The organism is Microbacterium sp. LWH3-1.2 (assembly GCF_040675855.1).
Classification (GTDB): Bacteria; Actinomycetota; Actinomycetes; order Actinomycetales; family Microbacteriaceae; genus Microbacterium.
The window spans coordinates 1,038,982-1,063,519 of record NZ_JBEGIK010000001.1 but is presented as its reverse complement, the minus strand read 5'-3'; the positions used below and the strand labels follow the sequence as shown (position 1 = coordinate 1,063,519).

21 protein-coding genes and 1 pseudogene are annotated in these 24,538 nt (G+C 69.7%); 9 read left to right on the top strand and 13 right to left on the bottom strand.

Annotation, left to right across the window (positions count from 1 at the left end):
• Positions 1–11 precede the first annotated feature (11 nt).
• The 4 genes from MRBLWH3_RS05095 to MRBLWH3_RS05080 all read right to left on the bottom strand — a co-directional run bounded on the left by MRBLWH3_RS05095 (position 12) and on the right by MRBLWH3_RS05080 (position 4,687).
• Positions 12–1,034 carry an ABC transporter permease gene (locus MRBLWH3_RS05095; RefSeq protein ID WP_363429309.1) on the bottom strand — a complete coding sequence of 341 codons (1,023 nt, stop codon included), beginning with the start codon at positions 1,032–1,034 and terminating at the stop codon, positions 12–14.
• A complete protein-coding gene (locus tag MRBLWH3_RS05090; protein ID WP_363429307.1) occupies positions 1,031–1,978 on the bottom strand; it encodes an ABC transporter permease in 948 nt (315 codons plus the stop codon). The genes MRBLWH3_RS05095 and MRBLWH3_RS05090 overlap by 4 nt, the downstream gene beginning before the upstream one ends.
• 20 nt (positions 1,979–1,998) lie before the next feature.
• Complete coding sequence (locus MRBLWH3_RS05085) at positions 1,999–3,543, bottom strand: sugar ABC transporter ATP-binding protein (protein ID WP_363429305.1); 1,545 nt, start codon at positions 3,541–3,543, stop codon at positions 1,999–2,001.
• Positions 3,544–3,679: 136 nt separating this feature from the next.
• On the bottom strand, positions 3,680–4,687 hold the full coding sequence (locus MRBLWH3_RS05080) for a sugar ABC transporter substrate-binding protein (protein WP_363429303.1): 1,008 nt from the start codon (positions 4,685–4,687) through the stop codon (positions 3,680–3,682).
• Between MRBLWH3_RS05080 and MRBLWH3_RS05075 the strand changes: the two genes are divergently transcribed.
• Together MRBLWH3_RS05075 and MRBLWH3_RS05070 are read left to right on the top strand one after the other, a co-directional pair.
• Positions 4,686–4,835: a hypothetical protein gene (locus MRBLWH3_RS05075; protein WP_363429301.1), complete on the top strand. Its 150-nt coding sequence runs from the start codon at positions 4,686–4,688 to the stop codon at positions 4,833–4,835. The genes MRBLWH3_RS05080 and MRBLWH3_RS05075 overlap by 2 nt on opposite strands.
• Before the next feature lie 661 nt (positions 4,836–5,496).
• Positions 5,497–6,774, top strand: coding sequence for a glycosyltransferase (locus MRBLWH3_RS05070; RefSeq protein WP_363429299.1), 1,278 nt, complete (start codon positions 5,497–5,499; stop codon positions 6,772–6,774).
• Positions 6,775–6,785: 11 nt separating this feature from the next.
• Here MRBLWH3_RS05070 and MRBLWH3_RS05065 read toward each other — a convergent pair whose 3' ends face one another.
• On the bottom strand, positions 6,786–8,486 hold the full coding sequence (locus MRBLWH3_RS05065; protein WP_363429297.1) for a DEAD/DEAH box helicase: 1,701 nt from the start codon (positions 8,484–8,486) through the stop codon (positions 6,786–6,788).
• Positions 8,487–8,761: 275 nt separating this feature from the next.
• Here MRBLWH3_RS05065 and MRBLWH3_RS05060 point away from each other — a divergent pair.
• The 4 genes and pseudogenes from MRBLWH3_RS05060 to MRBLWH3_RS05045 all read left to right on the top strand — a co-directional run.
• A pseudogene (locus tag MRBLWH3_RS05060) lies at positions 8,762–9,514 on the top strand (hypothetical protein); the annotation flags it as partial.
• 128 nt (positions 9,515–9,642) lie between these two features.
• Complete coding sequence (locus MRBLWH3_RS05055; RefSeq protein ID WP_363429295.1) at positions 9,643–10,272, top strand: antibiotic biosynthesis monooxygenase; 630 nt, start codon at positions 9,643–9,645, stop codon at positions 10,270–10,272.
• A 61-nt stretch (positions 10,273–10,333) separates the two neighbouring features.
• Positions 10,334–11,419, top strand: coding sequence for a DUF998 domain-containing protein (locus MRBLWH3_RS05050; protein ID WP_363429293.1), 1,086 nt, complete (start codon positions 10,334–10,336; stop codon positions 11,417–11,419).
• A gap of 313 nt (positions 11,420–11,732) precedes the next feature.
• A complete protein-coding gene (locus tag MRBLWH3_RS05045) occupies positions 11,733–12,536 on the top strand; it encodes an MBL fold metallo-hydrolase (RefSeq protein ID WP_363429291.1) in 804 nt (267 codons plus the stop codon).
• Positions 12,537–12,542: 6 nt separating this feature from the next.
• Here the strand turns inward: MRBLWH3_RS05045 and MRBLWH3_RS05040 are convergent, their stop codons facing one another.
• Positions 12,543–12,812 carry a hypothetical protein gene (locus tag MRBLWH3_RS05040; RefSeq protein ID WP_363429289.1) on the bottom strand — a complete coding sequence of 90 codons (270 nt, stop codon included), beginning with the start codon at positions 12,810–12,812 and terminating at the stop codon, positions 12,543–12,545.
• A 49-nt stretch (positions 12,813–12,861) separates the two neighbouring features.
• Here MRBLWH3_RS05040 and MRBLWH3_RS05035 point away from each other — a divergent pair, with 49 nt between their 5' ends.
• On the top strand, positions 12,862–14,013 hold the full coding sequence (locus MRBLWH3_RS05035) for a hypothetical protein (RefSeq protein WP_363429288.1): 1,152 nt from the start codon (positions 12,862–12,864) through the stop codon (positions 14,011–14,013).
• 110 nt (positions 14,014–14,123) lie between these two features.
• On the opposite strand, the gene MRBLWH3_RS05030 is transcribed toward MRBLWH3_RS05035, so the two are convergent.
• The 3 genes from MRBLWH3_RS05030 to MRBLWH3_RS05020 all read right to left on the bottom strand — a co-directional run bounded on the left by MRBLWH3_RS05030 (position 14,124) and on the right by MRBLWH3_RS05020 (position 16,998).
• Positions 14,124–15,203, bottom strand: a complete 1,080-nt coding sequence (locus tag MRBLWH3_RS05030) for an ABC transporter substrate-binding protein (protein WP_363428691.1) — start codon at positions 15,201–15,203, stop codon at positions 14,124–14,126.
• 295 nt (positions 15,204–15,498) lie between these two features.
• Entirely contained in the window at positions 15,499–16,605 is a 1,107-nt protein-coding gene (locus MRBLWH3_RS05025; RefSeq protein WP_363435302.1) for a fatty acid desaturase family protein, read from the bottom strand.
• A 189-nt stretch (positions 16,606–16,794) separates the two neighbouring features.
• Positions 16,795–16,998, bottom strand: a complete 204-nt coding sequence (locus MRBLWH3_RS05020) for a cold-shock protein (RefSeq protein WP_045296627.1) — start codon at positions 16,996–16,998, stop codon at positions 16,795–16,797.
• Between the two features lie 621 nt (positions 16,999–17,619).
• Between MRBLWH3_RS05020 and MRBLWH3_RS05015 the strand changes: the two genes are divergently transcribed.
• Positions 17,620–18,834 carry an MFS transporter gene (locus MRBLWH3_RS05015; RefSeq protein ID WP_363435299.1) on the top strand — a complete coding sequence of 405 codons (1,215 nt, stop codon included), beginning with the start codon at positions 17,620–17,622 and terminating at the stop codon, positions 18,832–18,834.
• Between the two features lie 42 nt (positions 18,835–18,876).
• Here the strand turns inward: MRBLWH3_RS05015 and MRBLWH3_RS05010 are convergent, their stop codons facing one another.
• The 4 genes from MRBLWH3_RS05010 to MRBLWH3_RS04995 form a co-directional block, all read right to left on the bottom strand.
• The gene (locus MRBLWH3_RS05010) at positions 18,877–19,371 is read right to left on the bottom strand and encodes a hypothetical protein (protein WP_363429286.1); all 495 of its coding nucleotides are present in this window, start codon (positions 19,369–19,371) and stop codon (positions 18,877–18,879) included.
• A gap of 377 nt (positions 19,372–19,748) precedes the next feature.
• Positions 19,749–21,842: an iron ABC transporter permease gene (locus tag MRBLWH3_RS05005; protein ID WP_363429283.1), complete on the bottom strand. Its 2,094-nt coding sequence runs from the start codon at positions 21,840–21,842 to the stop codon at positions 19,749–19,751.
• Positions 21,843–21,853: 11 nt separating this feature from the next.
• Complete coding sequence (locus MRBLWH3_RS05000; protein WP_363429281.1) at positions 21,854–22,888, bottom strand: iron-siderophore ABC transporter substrate-binding protein; 1,035 nt, start codon at positions 22,886–22,888, stop codon at positions 21,854–21,856.
• An 83-nt stretch (positions 22,889–22,971) separates the two neighbouring features.
• Complete coding sequence (locus MRBLWH3_RS04995; RefSeq protein ID WP_363429279.1) at positions 22,972–23,829, bottom strand: ABC transporter ATP-binding protein; 858 nt, start codon at positions 23,827–23,829, stop codon at positions 22,972–22,974.
• 128 nt (positions 23,830–23,957) lie between these two features.
• Here MRBLWH3_RS04995 and MRBLWH3_RS04990 point away from each other — a divergent pair, with 128 nt between their 5' ends.
• Complete coding sequence (locus tag MRBLWH3_RS04990; protein ID WP_363429277.1) at positions 23,958–24,521, top strand: TetR/AcrR family transcriptional regulator; 564 nt, start codon at positions 23,958–23,960, stop codon at positions 24,519–24,521.
• The last annotated feature ends 17 nt before the right edge of the window (positions 24,522–24,538 follow it).

Below are 24,538 nucleotides of genomic sequence, written 5' to 3'. Positions count from 1 at the left end.
TTGGGTGATCCCTACTGCGTCGAACCCGCCTGCACGACATCCAGAGAAGTCCGTCTGCCCGGGAGGAGGAGTCTGGTCAGCCACGCGGAATGGGAGTCCCGCAGCACGTCGACGACGATGATCAAGAGCAGCAGCGCCCCGATGGCAAGCTGCTGCACGTTCGCCGGCACGCCGTTGAGGGACAGGCCGGCGGTGAACGTCGAGACAATGAGCGCACCCAGCACGATGTTCACCATGCCGCCCTTTCCGCCGCCCATCGCGAGGCCCCCGATGAGCGCCGCCGTGATGGCGGAGACCAGCACCGGCTCGAAGGCGAACGGCGCACCGCTTCCGGAAGCGATCGACGAGAGCGCTCCGGCGAGGGAGGCCAGAGCGCCTGAGCCGAGGAACGCAATCCCGATCGGTCGCAACTGGGGCACCCCCGCCGCACGCGACTCGCTGCGGCCACCTCCGACGGCGTACAGCTCGCGGCCGAATCGGGAGTAGGCGAGGAACAACCCGACCGCCACCACCACGAGGATGGTGACAAGGCTGAAGGGGGAGATGATTCCGATCCGAGAGATCAGGGCGTTGGACACTCCGAGCTGGTCGATGGGCACCGAAACCACCTGCTCGTTCGCAATCACGTTCGCAAGGCCGCGGAGGGCGAACATGCTGCCGATCGTGAAGACCAGCGAGCTGATGCGCAGCCGCGCGATCAGAAGCCCCTGCACCAGTCCGAACACCCCGCCGATCGCGGTCGCCAGCAGGATCGCGGGGACGATGCCGAGGGGAAGCGCGCTCACGACCACTACGCCCCCCACGGCGGCCATAGAACCCACCGAAAGGTCGAGCTCGCCGACGATGATCGTGATGCCCACACCAGCGGCGATGAGACCGAGGAAGGCGAACCCCTGCAGAACCCCGAACACGCGGTCGACGCTCGCGAATCGAGGGTCGACCGCGATGAACAGCACCCAGACGAGGGCAAGGATGATGAGCTGAACCCATGGAACGCTCAGTCGCCGGCGCATGCGCATGGCGGTCGTGGTCATTTCCTGATCTCTTTCCGTGCTGATAGAACCCGATAGATGCTGACCGCTGCGATGACCACGATGCCCTCCACGAGCAGTCGGTAACCGTAGCTCCACTCGCGCAGGAGCATGACGTTCATCAGCAGCGCGATGAAGACAGCACCGATCGCCGAGCGAAGCGGCGATCCGTGGCCGCCTCGGATGGCCGTCCCGCCGATGAGCACGGCGGCGATCGCGTCGAACGTGAGCCCCGAGAACTGGGTCGCGTTCGCGCGATCGAACGTCACGACCGACAGGATCGACACCAGCGAGACCGTCACACCAGCGAGCCCGAAGGCGAGCATCGTCGTGGCGCGCACGGAGATCCCCGTCGCACGGGCGGCGAGGCGGTTCTCACCGAGCAGCCGGATCGCACGTCCCGACCGCGACCGCGCACTGTAGATCGTGAGAATCACGGTCACGATGACGAAGACGTACGTCTGCACTGGGATGCCGAACACGATCATGTCGCCGAAGAACTCGACCGCGGGGAACGTGATCGTCTTGCCCCCGGTCACGGTGACGACGAGCCCCGCCAGCGCAGCCCCCACGGCGAGCGTGACGACGAGCGGGTTGGCGCCCAGACTCACAATCAAGCCCTGCAGCATCCCGATCGCGATGCCGACGGCAAGAGCGGCGATGACGCCGACCCATGCGGGGATGTCTGCGGCGAGCATCATGGCCAGTGTCACCGCCGACATCGCTGCGGACTGCTCGACCGACAGCGGGAGGAAGTTCCCGGAGATGGTGACAAACGTGAGTCCGACGGCGACGATCCCGGTGAGCGTCGCCGAATTGACGATCGCGATGACGTTTCCGAAGCTGACGAACGCCGGAGTGGTGAGCGCGAACACGACGAGAGCAACGGCGAGCACGACGACCGGCGCAAGGTGGAGCGGCAACGCCGTGGGTCGGATCGGAGCCACGCGGCTATCTGTGACCTGGATCATGCGGCGACCTTCCCGTGAGTGACGTCGATGAGCAGCTGTACCTCGTCGAGCTCCGCCGCCGGGGCCGAGCGCACCAAGGCGCCTCGATAGAACGTGAGGACGGTGTCGGCAAGCCCCAGCGCCTCCGAGGTATCGGACGACGCGAAGACCACGATGATCCCCTCGTCAGCCAGGCGCCGCAGCTCCGTGTAGATCTCCGCGCGGGCACCGATGTCGACCCCGCGGGTCGGTTCCTCGATCAGGAGCACGCGAGGGTTGATCGCGAGCCACTTGCCGAGCACGACCTTCTGCTGGTTCCCCCCGCTCAATGCGCCGACCGCTGTACCGAGCCGCTCGTGGGCGACGTTCATCTTCGACGCCAGCGACCGCGCGAGCGCCCTGGCGACCCGGGGCCGGTACCAGCCCCACCGTGACACGGAGCGAAGCGCGGTCGAAGCAAAGTTGTCGGTCACCGTGAACGAGAAGAAGAAGCCATCCCGCTTGCGGTCGTCGGAGCAATACGCGATCCCTGCCTTGATGGCGGAACGAACGGATGTCGCGGCGATCTCCTCGTCGCCCATGCGGATGGAGCCCGCCAGCACGTCGTCCCGCCCGGCGATGCTTCGCGCGAGGGACGGCGCGCCCGAGCCGATCTGCCCGACCAGCCCCACGATCTCGCCCCGTCTCACGGTCAGATCGACCGGGGTCGTGATCTCCGCGGTGCGGAGGCCCACGATCGTCATCCGCGCCTCGGCGCCCTTCAGGTTGGCCTTTGGTGGGTAGATGCTGCCGAGCGATCGGCCGAGCATCATCTCGACGAGATCGGGCAGGGGGGTGTCGGCGATAAGCACCGGGGGGGCACTGCGCCCACCGCGCACCACGGTGGCGCGGTCGGCGATCTCATAGACCTCGCGAAGACGGTGCGTGACGTAGATCACGCCGTGCCCGGCATCGACCAGGCGACGCACCACACCGAGCACACGCTCCGTCTCGACGTCGGCGAGGGCAGCGGTCGGCTCGTCGAAGACGATGATCCGCGCTTCCCGGGACACCACCCGCGCGATCTCAATCAGCTGTCGCTCCGCGATCGTCAGCTGAGCGACGGGCACGAACCACTTCCATTCCTCGAGACCGACGAGCTCGAGGTGCGGCCGCGCGAGCACCGCCAGACGGCGAGGGCTCCACGGGCCGGACAGCCGTGTTCCGACGAAGATGTTCTCTACCGCGCTCAAAGTCTCGACGAGACTCAGCTCCTGCTGAACGATCGCGATCCCCGCGCGCTGCGACTCCAGCGGACTACCGATCTGGTGAGTCTGCCCGGCGATCGTGATCGTGCCGCCGTCGGGCTGGACCAGACCGCCGAAGGTCTTCACCATCGTGCTCTTCCCGGCGCCGTTTTCGCCGAGGAGCGCCATAACCTCCCCAGCGCGCAGCTCGAAGTCCACGCCGTCGAGCGCCTGGGTCTGACCGTACGACTTCGTCAGGCCTTCGACCTTCAGTAGAGTCCGCGACTGGTAGACCGGGCGAGGTGGTTGGGTCGTTCTCTTGTGCTGGATGCTCATTTTCTTTCGCTCTACATTCCGATGTCGTCCTCAGGCCGGGGAGCACGCTTTGACGGCGTCCCTGGCCTGTACGAATGTGCGGGGGTCGGCCCACCCCGTAGGCCGCAGGGAGCGGGCCGACCGATGGCTCTGTCGATCAGAAGTCGCAGAGAGTGTCGACGCCCTGTCCCCAGAGCTTGAAGGCGGCGACGTTCTCGGCGCTCGCGGCCGGATCGTCGAAGGCCCCCATAATCGGGGGAAGCGGAACGTAGTTGTACTTCGCCGGCGTGAACGAGAGGTCGGGAACCGCGTCGGCGTCGTCGGGGAGTTGGTGAGTCTCCTCGTCGCTCAGCTCGCCGCCGTTGCCGATGAGAGTCTTCAACACGGATGCGCTGAGGGTGCCCTCATACTCGGGGCTCTGGGCGACTGTCGAGAAGACGTCGCCCGAGCTGGTCGCGGTGCCCCGCCCGTTGCAGACGCCGTTGGAGACCGCCACGTCGACGCCTGGCGTGAGGCCGGCTTCGGTGAGCGCTCGCAGCGTGCCGGTGCTGACATCGTCGTTGAAGGTGAAGACGAGGTCGATGCCTTCCGCGAGGGGGCCCTGCAGCGACTGGGACACCTCGGTGTAAGTCGCGTCCGGGGTCAGAGCGGGGGAGTTGATCGTCGCCAGGACGTTGAAGCCGGCGCCCGCGGTGGCCTCCTCGAACCCGGTGATGCGGTCGATCGATGCGCCGAACCCGACGGGACCGGTGACGACGAGCACGTTGCCACCTGGTGAGTGCAGCTGCTTGCCGTCGGCCTCCATCGCGTCACGTGCGGCGATCAGCCCGTTGCCGATGTTCTCCCCGGCGACGAGGTCGCTGATGCCAGCAAAGGCCGTGAAATAGTCTTCCGACTCCGGCAGCGGCCGCTGGTTCACCTGTACGATCGGCACCCCGAGGCCGCTCAGCCGGCTGAGTGAAGCGATACTCGCCTGGGCGTCGGAGGGAAACCACAAGATGCCCGCCGGCTTGTCGCCGGATGCGAGGTACTGCTGCACCTGGGTGTCCTGCTCCGCCTGGTCGAAGTTGTTCTCGATGACCGTCACGGAGAAGTCGTCCTCTTCGAGGGTCAACCTTGCGTTGTCGATGAGCTTCGAGACATAGGGGTGCGCGGAGGTCGGCATGAACAGCACGACCTCTCGCGAGCCATCGCTCGATGTGCTTGCTGTGCTCCCGGACGAGCAGGCGGTCAGCCCGACGGTAAGTGTGATCGCTGCGGCGGATGCGACCACAGCTCTGATTGGTGACAGTTTCATTGGGTTCCTTCGATGAGTCACCAGAGGAACACCAGTCAGGGTTGACCGATGTTGCCTCGTGGCGCACCGATCGCCAACGAAGGCCTGCTCGTCGAAGTGCCGTGAAGAGAAGGATCCGCCAAGACGCTCGGTTGAGGTGGGGATGAAGCAACGCTTCGGTCACGAACTGTGACCCTTCTCTCTATTGCGATTGGCCGCGACGAGAGGTACGGGATGAAGCTACCAGCCGATCATTTCCTCAACATTTCCGCGAAATGTCATCAAAAGCGTCATCGATGTGGTCGGTGATGGGCTGGCGTTTTCGTGTGCCTCGGCCGTCGATCGGACGGTTTCGCCCCGGTCGGGGATGACCTCGAACCCGCCAGCCCACAGCGCGGTGACTAGACGCTATGGCGTGTTGAGTCGGGGCCTCCCCTCGCCTAGAACGTGGGTTGTGAGGCGGGGGTGTCCCGGCTTGCCGAGCCACATATGTGAGGGACGCCTCAGTTGATTCGACGCACCGAGCTGGCCGCAGCGGCCGCCGATGCAGGCGTCCCCCGACGACGGGGGTTACACCGCCGGTCTCGACTGACAACCGTGGCTCCGCGACGCCGAACCGCGCGCACCACCTACCGAGGCCCCGGCTGCCGCACGCGGGCCCCTGGTGCACGCTCCCCCGGTTGCGACACGATGTCTCAATGACCCGATTCCTGGTGACGGCGATGCCCTTCACCGGGCATGTCACGCCGTTGCGGGCTGTCGCGCAGGGACTCGTCGCGCGCGGTCACGACGTGCGCTTCTACACCGGAGCGGCGTTCCGCGAGGGGGTCGAGGCATCCGGAGCCGTTCTCGTGCCGTGGAGCGAAGCACCCGACTTCGACGAGAACGATCTGCGCGCGACCTTCCCGCGACTCGAGGGCCGCAAGGGCCTCCGGCAGGTCTTCGTGAACCTCGAAGACGTCATGATCAACACCGCCCCGGCGCAGGTCGCCGATCTGCAGGCCGAGTGGGACCGCAAGCCCTGGGACGCGCTCGTCACCGACGACACCTCCATCGGCGCGGCTCTCTTCGCCGACCGGTCCGGCTGTCCGCGGGCGACCGTCGCCGTGCTGCCGCTCCACCTCACGAGCCGGCAGGGGCCGCCGAGCGGTATGGGCCTCACACCTGGCCGCAATCCGCTCACGAAGACACGCGATGCTGCGCTGCGAGGCATCGCGCCGCTCGCGATGCGGCCGCTGACCAAGCCGATCGTGCGGGCGCGGGTCGCGGTCGGCCTGCCGCCCGCCTCGCTGACATTCGAGCAGACGGTGCTGTCGCCGGAGAGGATCCTCGCCACCGGGTCATCCTTGCTCGACTTCGCCCGCACCGACCGCCCCGCTCACCTCGACTTCGTCGGCGTCCTCACCGCGCTGCCGGCCGCGCCGACCGACCTTCCGCGATGGTGGGGCGACCTCGACGGCCGCGTCGTCGTGCACGTCACGCAGGGCACGCAGAACATCGACCCGACCGACCTCATCCGCCCTGCGCTCGACGCACTCGCCGACCGGGACGTGCTCGTCGTCGTGTCGACGGGCGTGCGCGGCCGCGACGAACTGCCGTTTCCCGTCCCCGCGAACGCGCGTATCGCGGGGTTGCTCCCTTATGACGAACTCCTCCCGGCCACCGACGTCGTCATCACCAACGGCGGCTGGGGCGGCACGCTCGCCGCGCTCGGCCACGGCATCCCGCTGGTCATCGCGGGCGGCGACCTCGACAAGCCCGAGATCGCGGCGCGCGTTGCGTGGACCGGCGCGGGCGTCGACCTCCGCACGGGAACGCCGACGGCGGCCCAGGTGGCGGCGGGCTTCGAGCGCGCCTCGACGGATCGGTCGATGACGGATGCTGCCGCCCGCGTCGCCGCCGAGCTCAGGTCCCTCGGGGGAGCGCCGCGCGCCGCCGAGCTGCTCGAAGGGTTCGCGGCCCGGCCGGGGCGGTGAACGACGTGACGTCAGCGCCCGGCGAGTTCCTCGAGCAGGTCGTCGCCGGGGCGCACGTCGTCGAACGGCGCCTCGATGTCGGCGCGCTCGAGCAGGTCGGCGAGGCGCTCGCGCCGCGCCCGCGTCACCAAGGTGACGACGGTCCCCACCCGACCGGCGCGGCCGGTGCGACCGGACCGATGCAGGTACGTCTTGTACTCGTCGGGCGCGTCGGCCTGGATCACGAGATCGATGTCGTCGACGTGGATGCCGCGGGCCGCGACATCCGTCGCCACCAGCACGTCGATCCGACCCGACGTCAGCTTCTCGAGGTTGCGCGTGCGGCGCGCCTGGTCGAGGTCGCCGTGGAGGGCGAGGGCGCGGATGCCGACCTCGTCGAACTGCTCCGCCAGCATCTCGGCGAACGCCCGCGTGCGCGTGAACACCAGCGTCTTCCCCGAGCGGTCGACGAGCGAGCGCAGGATGTCGCGCTTGTCGCGGTGGTCGACCACGAGCACACGGTGGTCGATCGTGCCGGAGTGCTGGGTCTCGCCCGCGACCTCGTACACCGCCGGCTCGGTGAGGAACTCGCCGACCAGCGACGACACCTCGCCATCCAGCGTCGCCGAGAACAGCAGCCGCTGCGCGTCGCGGGGCGTGCGGCGCATGATCCGCTGCACCGGTTCAAGGAACCCCAGCTCGCACATGTGGTCGGCCTCGTCGAGCACGGCGACGCGCACCTGCGAGAGATCGAGCGCGCGGGACTCGACCAGGTCTTCGATGCGCCCCGGCGTGCCGATGACGATGTCGATGCCCTTCTTCAGCGCCCCGAGCTGCCGCGCCTTCGGCACGCCGCCGTAGATCTGCGTCGTGAACAGGCCGACGCTGCGGGCGATCGGCTGGATCGTCGCATCGATCTGCAGCGCCAGCTCACGCGTGGGCGCGAGGACCAGCGCGCGCGGCGGGCGGCCGAACTCGCGCTTCTGCCCGGCCTGCGACCGCAGCACGCTTTCGACGAGCGGTGCACCGAACGCGATCGTCTTGCCGGATCCGGTGCGCCCGCGCGCGAGCACATCGCGACCGTCGAGGATCGCGGGGATCGTCGCGGCCTGGATCGGGAACGGATGCTGCGCCCCGAGCTCCGCGATCGTCTTGACGATGTTCTGGCCGAGGCCGAGATCGGCGAAGGTCGCGCCCTCGATCTCGGCGGGCGCGACCGCGTCCGCCTCGAGCCGCGCGTGCACGACGTCGCGGCGAGCCGGCGCGTCCCGACGCGGAGCCGTATCCCGGCGCGGCTCGACGTCTCGTCGCGCACCCGCATTCCGCCACGGCGCAGCGTCCCGCCGAGGGGCTCCCTCCCCGCGCGTTGCATCCCCACGTCCGGCGTCCCGGCGCGATGCATCCCCACGTCCCGCATCCCGGCGGTCGTCGCGTGCGGGTCCCGGCCGCCCGCGGTCGTCGCGCGAGTGCGTCCGGATCGCCCGCGCCTCGTCCCGGCCCGCGCGCTCCTGCTCGGTCCAGCGGCGCTTCGGGGCCGCCGCATCCGTGGATTCCGCGCGGTGTCCGCGGTGCCCGGCGCTGCGGCTGCCCGGCTTTCCGGACGACGATTCGCCGGGCCGGCGCCTGCCGTCCTGACCGTCGCGACCTTCGCTCGCCGCACGGTGCTTCGGGTTGTGCCGGGGGTCGAAGTTCTTGGCCGCGCGACCGCCGCCCGGCTTCTTGTTCTTGGGCATCCGGCTCCTCCAGGTGCGGGTCAGCGGCACCCGCACGCCGTCCACGCGGCGCGGCGCGTGAACCGGCGTGTCCAGCGTACCGGGCGTCGTGCGTGCGCCACGGAGGCCCCATACACCATCGACCAGCGCTTTCCCTGCTCGACGGGATACAGTTTCGGTAAGCGGTTCGCCGCTGAACTGGGGATCTACCGTCTTGACCAACGGGCCCCGGACCGGGGGTTCTTTGGGGGGATGTCCGGCTTCGGGCACGCCGTGCAGAACCGATCGTGAGTCGAATGCCTCCCACGACCCTTTCCGACGCTCCACCGGTCACCGTCTCGCCGTCGCGCGCGACGGCTGCCGTCAGCGCGTCGACGCTCACCCGCGTCGACCCCGAATTCGCCATCGCCCGGGCTCTCTCGCGCGCCGCGACGAGCACCTCCGCCGATGCCGCTGCCCGTTCCGCGACGACGACCACCGCTGTCGCGGTCACCGCCACAGTCACCCCGGTCACGACCACCACCGTCGCGACGACTCCGTCCGAGCCCGCAGCCGCCGCGACCGATCCCGCCTACATCGCCCACCGCATCGGCCGGCTGGCCGTGCTGTCGCTCCCGGTCGGGGTGGCGGTCGCGATCCTCACCACGCAGGACGCGACATGGTGGCAGCTCCACTTCTCGCAACTCGGCACCCACACCGACTTCTCGGGCCGCACGTTCAACAGCATCACGATCTTCTCGGGCTTCCTCCTCGCGGTGTACGGCGTGCTGATCGCGGTGGCGCTGCCCCGCGGCATCCGTCGTCGTGCCTCCCGCGCGTTCCGCGGATCGATCGTGTCTTCCGGCCTGTTCCTCACGGGCGTCGGGCTCGTGCCGATCCCGGTGAGCCCTGTGGGGCACGACCTCATCGCCACCGCGCTGGGTCTGTCATTCCTTTCGACGGTCGCGACGGGACTTGCGATCCCCGGTCGCAGCCGACGGTTCCGCGGGACCACCCTGCTCTGCGTCGCTCTTCTCGCCACGGGCATGGGCGTGCTCACCGCCGGACTCATCACCCTCGCGCTCTTCGAGTTCGTCGCCTTCGTCACGATGGGCGTCTGGCTGCTGTCGCTGCCGCGCGCCCTCGCCCCGGCGCCCGCGCCCGTCCAGCCGAGCACCACCCTCCCGGCTTCCGCAGAATGGGTGGCATGGCAGAACCCGTGGCCCACCCCATCACCGTCGCGATCGAACGGCGCATCGATCCCTCTCGCACCGTCGAAGCCACGAGCTGGATGCAAGCCGGCACCGATCTCGCCGCCGGCTTCGCAGGGTTCCTCGGCTCCGGCTGGGTACGCGCCGGCGAAGGCAGCGACCTCTGGTACATGCTCTACCGATTCCGCGACATCCCGACCCTCGAAGCCTGGGAGGACTCACCGCAGCGATCGTGGTGGCTCGACTCCGGCCGCGCCTTCGCGAGCGAAGTCAGGGTCGAGCGACGCACCGGCATCGAGGGGTGGTTCGACGCCCCGTTCGCCACTCACGTCGAGTCGCGGCATCCGGATCACACGACTTCACCGGTCACCGGCCCGGTCCAGCAGCCCATCCCATCCGCCCCGCCGCGCTGGAAGCAGGCCGTCACGATCTGGCTCGGGTTCTTCCCCACGAACCTCCTCGCGTCGTGGCTTCTCGGCTTCGTCCCGGGCTTCGCGGAGTGGCCGCTGATCGCTCGCGTGCTGCTGTCGACGGTGCTCCTCACCCCGGTCATGACGTACGCGGTGCTCCCATGGGTGACCCGGATGCTGCGGCCCTGGCTCCAGCGCGGCGCTTGACGGACCGAATCTTCGTGCGCCGATCACCCTCGGGGATCTCACGCGGTCGTACTCTGACCTCGTGAGCACTGTGAACACCCCGGCGCTGCCGGACGCCGCTCCCCCGACGCCGGGGCGCCGAGCGGAGTCCGAGGCGGTCTACGCCGCGTTCGCCGCCGGCATCCTCGGCGCGATCTACGGCCTGCTGGTGGGCATCTTCGCCCCCGATCTGCAGCTCGCCGGCGTCGCCGACTCGTTCTCGGTCTGGGCCGCGTGCGGCGCGGCGGTGGTCGCCGCCGTCGCATCGACGCTCGAGTACTGGCGCTCCCGCAACCGGCCGGGCCAGCAATGGCGTCAGTCGCTGCCGTCGTGGAAGTACATCGTCAACACGGTCTCGGTCGTCATCGTGCACACGGCGCTCGCGTTCGTCGCGGTGTACGCGTTGTACCGCGTGCTGGCGATGGGCTTCATCGGACTGCCGATCGTGACGTTCTGGTCGGTCGTGCTCATGTCGGTCACGCTCGGTCTCACGACCTGGTTCGTGTATCTGTCGGTGTCGGCGATGACGACGCAGCGCATGTCGTCGCTGCTGCTCACGTTCATCGCGATCGGCACGCTCACCGCCATGGTGACCACCCCCGACCCGAAGTGGTGGACGATCCACTTCAGCCACCTCGGCACCTTCGAGGACGACCTCTCGAGCTGGGTCTTCAACGGCACCCTCATCGCCGCAGGACTCCTGGTGACGACGTTCGCGGTCTACGTCGCCAACGACATGCGCGAACTCACCGAGGCGGGCATCCTCCAGAACCCGCGTGCGGTGCGGACGGTCCCCGTGCTCTTCGTCATCATGGGCGTCATGCTCGCGTGCGTCGGCATCTTCCCCGTCGACGTGAACATGCCGGCCCACAACCTGTCGGCATCGGGCATGGCCGTGATGTACCTGGTTCTGCTCATCGGCGGCCCTCGGTTCTTCCGCGGCATGCCTCGCACCTACTTCGTCGCGTCGTGGGCATTCCTCGCCGCCATGGTCGCGTCGGTGATCCTCTTCATCCCCGCGGTCGGCTACTTCTCGCTCACGGCGTTCGAGATCATCGTCTTCGCCCTGATCTTCGGCTGGATCGCCGTGTTCATCCGGTTCCTCGGCGTCGCGGGCCGCAAGGACTGATGAGCAAGCGGATGCTGCGGGCCGCAGCATCCGTCATCCACCACGAGTCGCCGTGCGCGAGGAAGACGCCGACGCGGCTGCCGTCGAAGACGAACGGCAGGGCGGTGTCCGCGGGATGAAGAGGATCACCGACGCGACCACGGCGAAGCAGTCGGTGCCCACGCCCAGGTAGCCGCCCGCGCTCTCGAACAGCGTGAGCCCGTGGTACTCGAACGGTGTCGACGTGCACGCCGGGCCGCGGGCTGGATCACGGGTCCACACCCGGACTAGCGTCGTCTTCGAGCGATCGCACACCCGTCTGCGGAGGCACCCGATGCTGAGCCACGTCGCCGAGGGCGTTCTCACCCACGAGAGCGACTTCATCCAGACCCAGGCCACCGTGGTGCTGGGGCAGGCCGGCGTGCTCCTGGTCGACCCCGGCATCACCCGCGCCGAGATGGCGGCCCTCGCGAACGACCTCCGCGAGCTCGGCCGGCCGGTCGTCGCGGCGTTCTCGACGCACCCCGACTGGGACCACGTGCTCTGGCACCCGAGCCTCGGCGAGGCGCCCCGCTACGGGACGGCCCGGGGCGCAGCATCCGTGACCGAACTGCTGGCGATGGCGGACTGGAAGGAGCAGGTCGCCGAGGGGCTGCCGCCGGAGTACGCCGACGAGATCCCGATGGAACTGCTCGGCCTCATCACCGGCCTGCCCGAGGGGACCACGCACCTCCCCTGGGCCGGCCCCGCCGTGAGGATCCTCGAGCACCGGGCGCACGCGCCGGGGCACGCCGCGCTGCTCGTCGAGGGGAGCGGAGTCCTCGTCGCGGGTGACATGCTGTCCGACATCCTGATGCCGTTCCTCGATCTCCAGGCCGACGACCCGATCGGCGACTACCTCGCCGCGCTCGACCTCTTCGACAGCGTCGCCGACGGGGTGACCGCGGTCATCCCCGGCCACGGCTCGGTCGGCGGTGCCGACGAGGTACGCCCGCGCATCGCGCAGGACCGCGCCTACGTCGAGTCCCTTCGAGACGGCCGCGCTCCCGACGACCCGCGCATCGGCCCGTCGGCCCCACTGGACTGGCTCGTCGACGTGCACGACTGGCAGGTGCAGTCGCTCGCCGAGCGCGGCTGACGTCGCTCAATCGCCGGGCGGTCGCACGAAGACGTCGACCGTGTCGCCGCGGAAGTGGAAGCGGACGATGCTCCCTTCGGGGAGCCACCGGCCGAACCCGTCGCCTTCTTCCGGCTCCGCGCCGGCGGCCGGATCGGCGGAGATGTCCGCCTGAGGACCGTAGGCGCGAGCGCGCAACGCGTTCAGCTCGCGGCGGTCGTCGGCCGCGCGCGAGGGTCTTTCCGTGCGTTCGAGCGACTCGGGGTCGGAGTCCGGTGCGGAGGGCGTTCCGTCCACGGTCTCAACGTACGCCCCAAGGACGCCGGAATGGGTGGACAATCAAGCCATGGCGCGCGGCGCGTGGTCGCAAGGAGCACGCCTCGAAGCTGCCGCGGTGCGGGTGGAGAGGCAGCTGCACCGTGACGGGGTGATCGAAGCGCGACGGTTCGCCGTGCGCACCGAAGCGCGGGCGATCGTCGTCGCCGCGCTCGCGTTCGGCGTCGGCCTCGCGGGCGGTGCCCTGGGATTCTGGGGCCGTGCGGCACCTGTGTGGGAGGGGGCGTCGGTCGGCGCGGCCGGCATCGTGGTCGCAGCATCCGTCACCCTCGCCGCTGCGTCGGTGAGCTATCGGCTCGCCGCCCGCGATCCTCGGCAGGCATGGTTGATGGGCGTCGCACACTCGCGGCGACGGTGGATGACTGCGGCGCTGGCGATCTCGCTCGCGGCCGTGTTCGCCATGGTGCAGTGGGTGCTGTTCCACGCCGCGTCCCTGATCTGGCCCGGCGCCGCAGTCGACACGATGACGGCGACCATGATCGTCGCCGTGGTCGCCGGCGGGTGCGGCTACACCGCGTTCACGCTTGCCGCACATGTCACCGCGACCCGGCTGGTGCTGCTGCTGTTCGCGGTCGTGGCCACCGGGTTCACGGTGAGTGTCGCGACGACGCAGGACGACGAGTGGTACCGCCTCAACTTCAGCGAGCTGGGCGGCCGCGGCGGAGTGACCTCCGCGGTCTTCAACGTGACGCTGATCCTGGCGGGCGGGGTGACGGCACTGCTGGCGATGTACCTGCTGACGAGTCTGGAGGCGTGGGCGCGCACCGAGTCCCGCGTCACCCGAACGAGGGCGCTCATCGTCTACGTCGTGTTCCTCGTGCTCGCGGCGTGCTTCATCGGCGCCGCGCTCGTGCCGGTCACCTTCAGCCAGCTGGGCCACAACATCTTCGCCATCGGGATGGCCATCGTCTTCGGGGGCTTTCTCCTCGGCCTTCGCTGGGTGCTGCCGTGCCTGCGCTGGCCGATCATCGCGCTCGCCTTCGCGGTGGCGGCGGGCATCTTCTTCTCGGCGAGCCTGTTCTGGATCGGGTACTACACCCTCGCCACCCACGAGATGGTGTGCGCCGGCCTCGTGGTCGGGTGGCTGCTGCTGTTCACGCGCACGCTCGCGGCGGCCGGGCGAGCCGACGCGGCGGCCGCGGATACGGACGCTGCCGCGTAGCGCCGCGGCGGCGATCCGCGCAAGTCAGCCTGACGCGGCCACCTAGGTGGATAGGCGAGAAGCGAGAGGGACGGCACACTGCCGTCCCTCTCGCTTCTGCTCGTTCGTGGTCAGTCCTCGCCGAGTCCTGCGGCGGAGACGGGTTCTTCGCCTTCGGCTTCGAGCTGCTCGTTGAGCAGGCGCAGATCGAACAGGCCGTCGATGGACCCGTCCTTCTGGGTGCCGGCCTGGATGCCGTTCTCCACCAGCGTCTGGAACGTGTCGGCGTGCGGGTCGACCGAGAACGTCACGTGCTCCAGCGCGCGCTGGATCACGGCGTCGGCCAGCGGTTTACCGGTCTCCTTCTCGATCGCCCCGTTGATCACGCCGGGGGCGTCTTGCGGGTTGTCGGCGATCCACTGCACCGCGGCCTCATGACCGGTCAGCAGGTCGGCGACCACATCGGGGTGCTCGTCGAGGAACTCCGTGCGCACCAGCAGCACCGTGGTCGGGAACTGGCCGTCCTCCCACAGGTCGGCCTCGTCCTGCAGCACGTGCGCGCCGGCGTCGATGATCAGCCGCGACACCCACGGCTCGGGCAGCCACGCCCCGTCGAGCTGCCCGTCCTGGAACAGCGTCAGCGTCTGCGCGTTCTCCGTCGGCGTGATCTGCACATCCCCACCCCCGGACGTGTCGGTGTCGAACCCCTGATCGGCCAGCCACACCCGCGCCGACACATCCTGCGTGTTGCCCAGCTGCGGTGTTGCGATCGTGGTGCCTTCCAGATCGGCCGGGTCGTCGATGCCGTCGCGCACCACCAGCGCCGCCCCGCCGGTCGCCGCGCCCGCGACGATCCGGGCGGACTGACCACCGGACTGGATGAACGTGTTGATCGACGGGTTCGGGCCGATATAGGTCGCATCGATCGCCCCCGCCGACAGCGCCTCGATCGCGGCAGGGCCCGCGTTGAACACCTGCGTGGTGACCTCCACGTCACCCAACGCCTCGGCGAACAGGCCCTCCTCCAGGCCGACCAGGGCGGGAGCGTGGGTGACGTTCGCGAAATACCCCAACCGCAGCTCGCTCACCGACGCACTGTCTCCCCCGGCCGACGACTCGCTCGAGGATGCTGCCGCGGAAGCGCAGCCGGCCATCATCACGGCCACGAGTCCCAGGGATGTGAGTGCTGTCGCGGTGCGGATCTTGTTCACGGTGTCGCCTCCTTCAGGTTCAGTGTCGCCTGTGCGGGATGAGGTGCGGACGGGTTCAGTCGCGCACGATCCCGGCGACGATCCAGCCGCCGGGCGGGGGTCCTTCCGGGCCCATGGGCGAGCGTAGAAGCGCCGAAGCCGCCGACCCATCCGGGCCGTCAAACACGGTCACCGAGCGTCATCGTCGGACACCCGAGTTGCGTTCGGAAGTGTGCAGGACCGTGTTGATCTCGTACTCGTCGACCAGCCCGGCCCGCGTGGCGCACCTTCCTGCGCGCCAGGCGGAGCGCCTCCGTCAGGCTCGGCGGTAGGTTCCGACGACGGGGCAGTCGAAGGGATCGCGTGCGGCCAGGCCCACGCGGTTGAGGTACGCGACGACGATGCCGTACGAGCGCCAGAGGGTCGTCTCGGCGTACGGCACGTCAAGGGCGCGGCACTGGTCGATCACGATCTCGCGTGCGCGCGCCAGGTGCGGGCGGGGCATGTTCGGGAAGAGGTGGTGCTCGATCTGGTAGTTGAGCCCGCCCATGAGCATGGTCGCCCACCAGCCGCCGCTGATGTTGCGGGAGGTGCGCACCTGCTTGCTGAAGAAGTCGAGCCTCGCGTCCTCGGCGATGATCGCCATGCCCTTGTGGTTCGGCGCGAAGGACGCGCCCATGTAGACGCCGAACACCGCCAGCTGCACACCGAGGAACGCGAACGCCATCCCCAGCGGAAGGAAGAGGAACACCGGCGTCCAGATCACCGCGAAGCGCACCGTGATGAGCGCGAGTTCGACCCAGCGGTCCTTGACGCCCTCGCGCGAGAACAGGTGCCGGAACGCGTGCGCGTGCAGGTTCAGTCCTTCGAGCGTGAGCAGCGGGAAGAACAGCCACCCCTGCTTGCGTGTCACGAGAGCGCGCAAGCGGCCTGCGGACGCGGCATCCGTCTCGAGGAAGGAGATCGTGTCGATCTCGATGTCGGGGTCCTTGCCCACCCGGTTGGGGTTCGCGTGGTGGCGGTTGTGCTTGTTGTTCCACCAGGAGAGGCTGATGCCCACGATGCCGGCGGCGAGGATGCGGGCGAGCCGGTCGTTCGCGGGACCGGAGGCGAGGATCTGTTTGTGCGCCGCCTCGTGCGCGAGGAACGCGACCTGCGTGAACAGGATTCCGAGGGCGCCGGCCATCAGCAGCTGGTACCAGGTCTGCCCGAGCAGGATGAAGCCGGTGATCACGCCGGCGAAACCCAGGAGGAGGCCGACCCCGACGAGGGCGTAGAACCACTCGGCACGACGGAGCAGACCGGTCTCGCGGACGACCTGCGACACCTCGGTGTATGCCCGGGCCATCGGCGGGAACTCGGTGGTGCCGGCGTACGTCTGACGGATGGGACCGAGCCGGGACTCGAGAGCGGTGGAGGAGATGATGCACCAGTTCCGATGGGGACCGCGTTCGGCCGTTGAGAAGCCAGAGGCGGTTGCCCATCGCTGCCCTCAGGCTACGTGGGTCCACATGAGTCGCAAGGAATACCTCCCCATTCCCGGGTGACCCTCAGGTGAACAGCAGCGCCCGCCCAGGCCGAAGCCGGGGCGGGCGCTGTTCACGCGGGAGCGTCAGAGCGGGCGGATGTTCGCCGCCTGCATGCCCTTGGGGCCCTGCTCGGCGTCGAACTCCACCTTCTGGTCTTCGCGAAGCTCCTTGAAACCGCTGCCTGCGATCGCGCTGAAGTGTGCGAAGAGATCGGCCGAGCCGTCATCGGGTGCGATGAAGCCAAAGCCCTTCTCGGAGTTGAACCATTTCACGGTGCCAGTGGCCATCGTGTCTTTCCTATTCTTCGGGCCGCCGGAGCGACCGGGGGTGCCGCGCCGACGAATGCGGTGCGGACGTACGGGAACCGGTGCCGGTGTCGACAACGGGGAGGGAACGGATGCTGCGACCGCCGCGCGCGCGTTGTCCGGCGTCGCGTGGAGCCCGAGGTCTTCACCGCGGGGTCCGTGCGCGCGGAAACCGCGCGGCGTCGTGTCGATGAAGCCGGCATATTCGGCGGCGCGCGTCGCGACGTGGACGTCGTCGTCGGCCTGTCGCCAGGCGAGCGCCGGTGGAGCGGAGTGCATGTTCGTGTGTATTCGTTAGTCAGGCGCGAAGCGATGAGCTATCGCGGCGGGCGGCGTGCAGAAGCCGCGGGAAGGGTGCGAGTTCAGACCTGCGTCTCCACGATGAGGCAGAGAGGTGAACGCGCGGTTCCCTGCAGGGAACGTGTCAGTGTAGCACGGGCGTCTGCGTTCACCGAAAAGCGGGGTAGCCGGGCGGGCGTGCAAGGGATACGGTCGCGTTGTCGTCCGAATCCGGTGGAAAGAGGCGGTGTCGCCATCTCCAAGACAACTACCGCACGAAGGCTGCCGACTCCGCGCAGGGTGCAAGGCACGTATTACACGCTCATGCTGGGCAATACGCTCGCCGCGTCGCTCATCTGGGGTGTCAATACGCTGTTCCTGCTCGACGCCGGGCTCTCCAACCTCGAGGCGTTCGCGGCGAACGCCTTCTTCAGCGCGGGAATGCTGATCTTCGAGATCCCCACCGGCGTCGTGGCCGACACGGTGGGGCGTCGCGCGTCGTATCTGCTCGGCACGGTGACGCTGGCGGTGACCACGATCCTGTACTGGATGCTGTGGGTCTGGCAATCGCCGTTCTGGGCGTGGGCGGTCGTCTCGGTGCTGCTCGGTCTGGGCTTCACGTTCTTCTCCGGGGCCGTCGATGCGTGGCTCGTCGATGCGTTGAAGGCCACCTCCTATCAGGGCAGTCTCGAGACCGTCTTCGGCCGCGCGCAGATCGTGGGCGGGGTCGCGATGCTGTCGGGATCGGTGCTCGGCGGCGTCATCGCTCAGGTGACGAACCTCGGTGTGCCGTTCCTGCTGCGGGGCGCCATTCTGCTGCTGATGTTCATCGTCGCCGCACTGCTGATGCGGGACCTGGGGTTCACGCCCGACCGGAGCGAGAGCCCGCTGCGCGCGACACGCACCGTCCTACGGGCGTCCATCCGCTATGGCCTCGGTGATCCGCCCGTGCGCTGGCTGATGCTCGCGAGCCCGTTCACCACCGGTGTCGGGTTCTACGTCTTCTACGCATTGCAGCCGTACCTGCTGGAGCTGTGGGGCGACGAAGAGGCGTACACGGTCGCGGGCCTCGCGGCCGCTCTGGTGTCGGGCACCGCGATTCTCGGCGGCGCCCTCGCCCCCTGGGTGCGAAAGCTCTTCCGCCGGCGCACATCGACGATCCTGCTGGCGACCGTCACCAGCGCGCTCGTGCTGGTCGGGATCGGTCTCGTGCGCAACTTCTGGGTCGCCGTGGTGCTCGTGGCGCTCTGGGGCGTCGCCTCGGCCATCGATGACCCCGTGCATCGTGCCTACCTCAACGACATGATCCCGTCGAAGCAGCGCGCGACCGTGCTCTCCTTCGACTCGCTCATGGGCTCGAGCGGCGGCGTCGTCATCCAACCGGCGCTCGGCCGGGTGGCAGATGTCGGTGGCTACGGTGCCTCGCTGGTGTGGAGCGGGGTGATCTCGGCGGTCGCCATTCCCTTCGTCCTGTTGAGCCGAAGGCAGAACGCACCCGCCGACACCGCCCGCGAGGTCACCCCTCAGACGCCCCAGTGATCCCGGGCGCCCGCGCACACCATGGGCCTGCGCTGCTCTCCCTCACCACTCGCGGGAGTCGCCCGTATTGCCGTGGTCCCGGCTCAGGATGCCCGGCACGCCGTGGCGGTGGTGCGTCCGTCCTCCGTCGACGGGGGCGGTCTCGTGCCCGGCCAGCTCGTGGATCCACGGCGGCTGCTGGTCCATCGTCACCGAGCCGGCGCCCGTTGTGAAGTACGCGACGACCGGAGTGCTCGCGACGAACGCAGCGGCGATGACGGCGCCGTCACGGATGCGCACCAGCGCGTCGCGCGCCAGCAGATCGCGCATGAGCCTCGCGAACGCGCCGGGATCGACGGATGCCGCCGCGTCCGGCTCGTCGGGCAGCTCGGCGCGCAGCTGGCCGACGATCTCCTCGCGTTGCGTGGCCGAGAGCCCCGAGAACGCGGCGGCGTACGCCTTGTCGGCGACGCTCGCCGGCACGTTTCCCAGGACGTACGCGTACCGCGCGATCTGCTCGTCCGCCGTGATGACCTGCTGAGCGTGCCGCCTCTTCACGTTCCCTCCCCACACCCGGTGAGCGCCAGAGTACGCTCACCGCCCCCGCGGCGTCGATGGGGCGATCGCGGCCCGGGACGCCGTTTGCGGCGTGCTCCCGGACCGCGATCAGTGCGCGAGAACGCGTCAGGCGATGCGGGCGCCCGCGTCGCGCACCGAGCCGATGGTCGAGGCGTTCACGCCGCCCGCGATCGAGAACGGCACGCCCGACCTCCTTCGCGCGAGCCGGCTGTCGGCCACGCTGATCAGGTCGACGACGACTCCCTGGCGTGGCCGTGGTGTGCGTGAGTCACGACGAATCCGTGATCGATTCGTCGGACATCGTGGTCCGCCTCATGCGGGCCGGATCGCCTGAGCCCGTCCCACGCGCGCGGCCGTCAGGCGTCGCGCGAGCGCCAGAGCAGCCACACGAAGTACGGGGCGCCGATCAGCGCGACGACGAGCCCGGCAGGAAGCTGGGCGGGCGCGAGGACCGTCCGCCCGAGAGCGTCAGCCGCACCCACGAGCACGGCGCCCAGCAGGACCGCGACCGGTATCACGCGGCCGTGCCGCGAGCCGACGAGTGCGCGCGCGGCATGCGGTGCGACGAGCCCCACGAATCCGATGACCCCGACCGCGACGACGCTCAGCGCCGCGAGCACGGCGGCTGCGACGAGCAGCAGCAGGCGTGTCCGTTCGAGGCGGATGCCGACGAGCCGCGGAGTGTCCTCGTCCATGGCAAGGATGTCGAGGTCGCGCCGATGCGCGAACACGACGGGGAGCGCGATGACGAGCACGATCGCGAGCGGGATCACCTGCTCCCAGATGCGACCGTACGTCGTACCCGAGAGCCACGTGTAGATCTTCGGCGTGTCCCACGGGTTCGAACGCAGCAGCACGAAGGTCGTCAGGGCGACCGCGCCGTACGAGACCCCGATGCCGATGAGGATGAACCGGTCGGCGCTGAGGCCGCCGCGCCAGGCCAGCCCGTATACGAGCGCGAAGGCGAGCATCCCTCCGATGACGGCGGCGACGAGCATCCCGAACGTCGTCGCGGTGGCGCTGGTCACGACGAGCACCGCGCCCAGACCGGCGCCGCCGGTGATGCCGAGCAGGCTGGGATCGGCCAGCGGGTTGCGACTCACCGCCTGCGTGACGCTGCCCGCGAGGCCCAATGCGGCGCCCGCGACGACGGCGGCGATGACACGGGGGGCGCGCTCGTCGAGTGCGAAGGCGATGCGCGGGGGTGCGGCATCCTGCAGCCACAACAGGATGTCGCCGGTCAGCAGCCGCGTGCTCCCGAGGAGCATTCCGGCCAGCACGACCGCGCCGAGGGCGATCGCCGCGACGACGACGACGATCACGAAGCTCCGGCCGCTGCGCACCCCGATGCGGATCGTGGGCGGGCGCCGGGTAGGCCCCGAGTCCCGCAGCCGGCGAGCCATCACGACGAGCACGACCGCGCCGAAGACCGTCGTGGCGACGCCCGTCGGCACCGCGATGGCTCCCTCGGGGCCGATGAGGGCGCGCAGCAGCGCGTCCGCGAGGATCACGACGATCGCGCCGATCAGTCCCGAGAGCGGGATCAGCAGCAGGTGCCGGCCGAGCGCCGGGACGACGCGCGCGAGCAGCCGGGCGAGCACGGGCGCGCACAGGCCGACGAAGCCGATGGGCCCGGCGAGGGTCACGGCCGTCGCGGTGAGGAGAACGGAGAGAAGGATGCCGCTGATCCGCGTCGAACGGATCGGCACGCCGAGCGACGACGCGGTGTCGTCGCCGAGGGCGAGCACGTCCAGGCGACGCGACATGACGAGGGCGAGCACGACGGCGACGACGACCACAGGTGCCGCGCGCAGGAAGCTCTCGAGCCCGAGCTGGGAGAGGCTGCCGCTGCCCCACGCGAGGAGGCCCTTCGTCTCCTCCGAGAAGAGCACGAGCAGCGCCGACGTGCCGGCCTGGAAGGCGAGCGCGAGCGCCGAGCCGGCGAGGACCAGACGCGTGGTCGAGGTGCCCGCCCCGCCGGCCAGGCCGAGCACGAGCGCGGCGGCGGCGAGGCCGCCGGCGAAAGCCACGAAGCCCGACGCCCAGATGGGCACGGCGACGCCGAAGGCCGCGACCGCGGTCACCGCGAGGTATGAGCCGGCGGTCACGCCGAGGGTGTCGGGCGAGGCGAGGGCGTTGCGCGACAGGGACTGCATCAGCAGACCCGCCACGCCCAGGGCGATGCCGACGCCGACCCCGGCGGCAAGACGGGGCACCCGCGAGCCCCACAGCACCTGGGCGTCGGCGAGGATCGCGCCGCTCGTCCCCTGCGTCAGGTGCCACCCGGCGGCCAGCACCAGTACGACCAGGAGCCCGAGCAGCACGCCGATGGCGGCACCGGTCGTCGAGCGAGCGAGCCGAGCCGGCGCAGCACCCTGCACGGGCGCCGGATGCGCAGCATCCGTCCCGTCGCCGACGTCACTCGAGGTGCGAGTGGCTCGCTCGCTCAACGACCCACCGCTCACCGGGTGATCGCGGCGACGTAGGCGTCGATGAGCTGCTCGGCCGAGCGCGGCCCGCCGAACGTCCAGATGCCGCCGGGGAACGGCGCGATGCGGTCCTCGGCGACGGCCGGGATCGAGGCCCACGCGGGGTTCTCGGCCGCAGCGTCGACGAAGCTCTCGGAGTCGGGGTCGACGGTGCCCGTGTAGAAGAGGCTGGCGTCGCCGATCGTGGTCATGCCCTCGATGTCGGTCTGGCCCAGGCCGTAGGCCGGGTCGACCTCGCCCGTCCATGCGTTCGTGAGGCCGAGCTCCTCTCCGATCTCGCCGACGAGCGAGCCCTGGCCGAACGGGCGCAGCGACACGTTGCCGCCGTCGACCCAGCCGTCGAAGTAGACGAAGTCGGTGACGGCGGGGGCGGCGCCGGCGATCTCGGCCTTCGCGTCGGCGAGGTGCTGTTCGAACTCGTCCTTCACGACGTCGGCGCGTTCGGTGCGCCCGGTCGCCTGGGCGATCAGGTCGAAGGTGTCGAGCATCTGCCCGATCGGATCCTCGGCGTTCGCACCCAGCGTCGCGAGTACCGGCACGCCGTACTCCTCGAGCTGCGCGATGATCGCGTCGTCGCGCGTGTACGCCTCCACGATGACGAGGTCGGGCTCAGCCGCGAACAGCGCGTCCAGATTCGGCTCCTGGCGCGTGCCGACGCTCTCGACGCCGGCGGGCAGCTCCTCGGCGGTGTCCCACGTGCGGTAGCCATCGGCATCCGCGACCGCCACCGGCGTGAGGCACAGCGACAGCACGTCCTCGATCTGCTGCCACTCCAGCACGGCGACCTTCGCAGCCGGCTGGTCGAGCGTGATCGTGCGGCCGAACGCGTCGGCCAGCTCGACCGGCTCGGTCGACGTCATGGTCGAGTCCTCGGCGCAGCCGGCGCTGGTCGAGACTGCGGTGTCGGTGTCGGCGCCGGCACTGTCGGAGACCGCTGTGGTGCCGCACGCGGTCAGGGTGAGGGCGACGGCGCCGAGAACGGCGAGGGCGGCGAAGGGCTTGGGCATCGGGCAGGCTCCAGACATGTGTGAGGGAAGGGGTTGGTGCTACAGGGGTCGGGCAGGGCGGGCGGGCGGCCCGGGGTCGAACGTCAGGCGGGGATGGCTGCGGCGCGGCGGGCGCGTTCGTGATGGCGCCCGCGCGGGATCACGCGCACACGCCCGGTCGCGTCATCCACTGCCGTGTCGATGCGGAAGCCGTACACCTCGGTGAGGTTCTCGCCTGTGAGCACATCGTGCGGCGTGCCCGTGGCGTGCATGCGGCCGCGGCACATCAGCACGACTTCGTCGGCGACGGATGCCGCGTGGTCGAGGTCGTGCAGCACCACACCGACCGCGGTCCCCTGGTCGGCGAGGTCGCACACCAGGTCGAGGGTCTCGATCTGGTAGCGCAGGTCGAGGTGGTTGGTGGGCTCGTCGAGCAGCAGGGTGCCCGTGCCCTGTGCCAGCGCGGTCGCGAGCCACACGCGCTGCAGCTCGCCGCCCGAGAGCTGGTCGACCGGGCGATGCCCCATCTCGGCGAGCCCGGTCAGCGCGAGCGCGCGGTCGATGGCCTCGCGGTCGGCGTCGGTGACCCCGGAGAAGCGGCCACGGTGAGGATGCCGGCCGTACGCGACGACATCGCGCACCTCGAGCCCCGACGGGTGGGGGCGCGACTGCGAGAGCATCGCGACCGTGCGGGCGAACGCCTTGGCAGAGAGGGATGCTGCGTCCCGCCGCCCGTCGGCACCGTCGATGTGCACCGAGCCGGCGTCGATCCGGTGCAGACGCGCCAGGGCGCGCAGGGCGGTGGACTTGCCGCTGCCGTTCGGACCGATCAGGGCCGTCACGATACCGGGCCGGAGGTGCAGCGAGACCTCGTGCACCACCTGGGTGCGGCCGTAGCTGAGCGCCAGCGTGTCGCCGTGCAGCTCGTCCGTGGGTCGCGCGAGGGCGCCATCCGTGATCACGTTAGGTGAGCCTAAGCTATGTAGGCGGCGCGTTCAACATCGTGACGTGGTGAGCGCACCCCGTGGGAGCGACTGCTCAACCAGAGAGTGATTGACCACTCACCTCTGGTGAGTGTACAGTCACTCCCATGACATCGCGCAGCTCCATCCTCTCCACGGCCGACACCCGCCGGCCCATCGTCGCGGCGGCTGCGCTGCGCGAGTTCGCGCGGGGCGGCTATCACGGCACCACGGTTGCGGCCGTCGCCGGCGCGGCGAAGATCTCTCCGGCATACGTCTTCAAGCTCTACCCGCGCAAGGAGGCGCTGTTCGTCGCCGCGCTCGAGGCGTGCTTCGAACAGATCGTCGCCGCGTTGGCCGAGGGGGCGGATGCTGCAGGTTCGCCCGAACCGGCGGCCGTGCTGGATGCGATGGGCGGCGCATACGCTGCGCTCATCCGCGACCGCACACTGCTGATGCTGCAGGTGCACGCACAGTCCGTGGCCGACATCCCCGAGATCGGCGGAGCACTTCGAGCGGGGGTCGCACGCGTCACCGAGTTCGCCAAGGAACGCTCCGCGGGCAGCGACGACGACGTGCAGCGGTTCATGGCGTACGGGCAGCTGTGCCACCTCATCGTGACGACGCGGATCGACGAGATCTCCGAGAGTTGGGCGCAGACGCTGGCGCACGGCATCCGTCACCCCGACTGAACGGTATGCGCGACGCC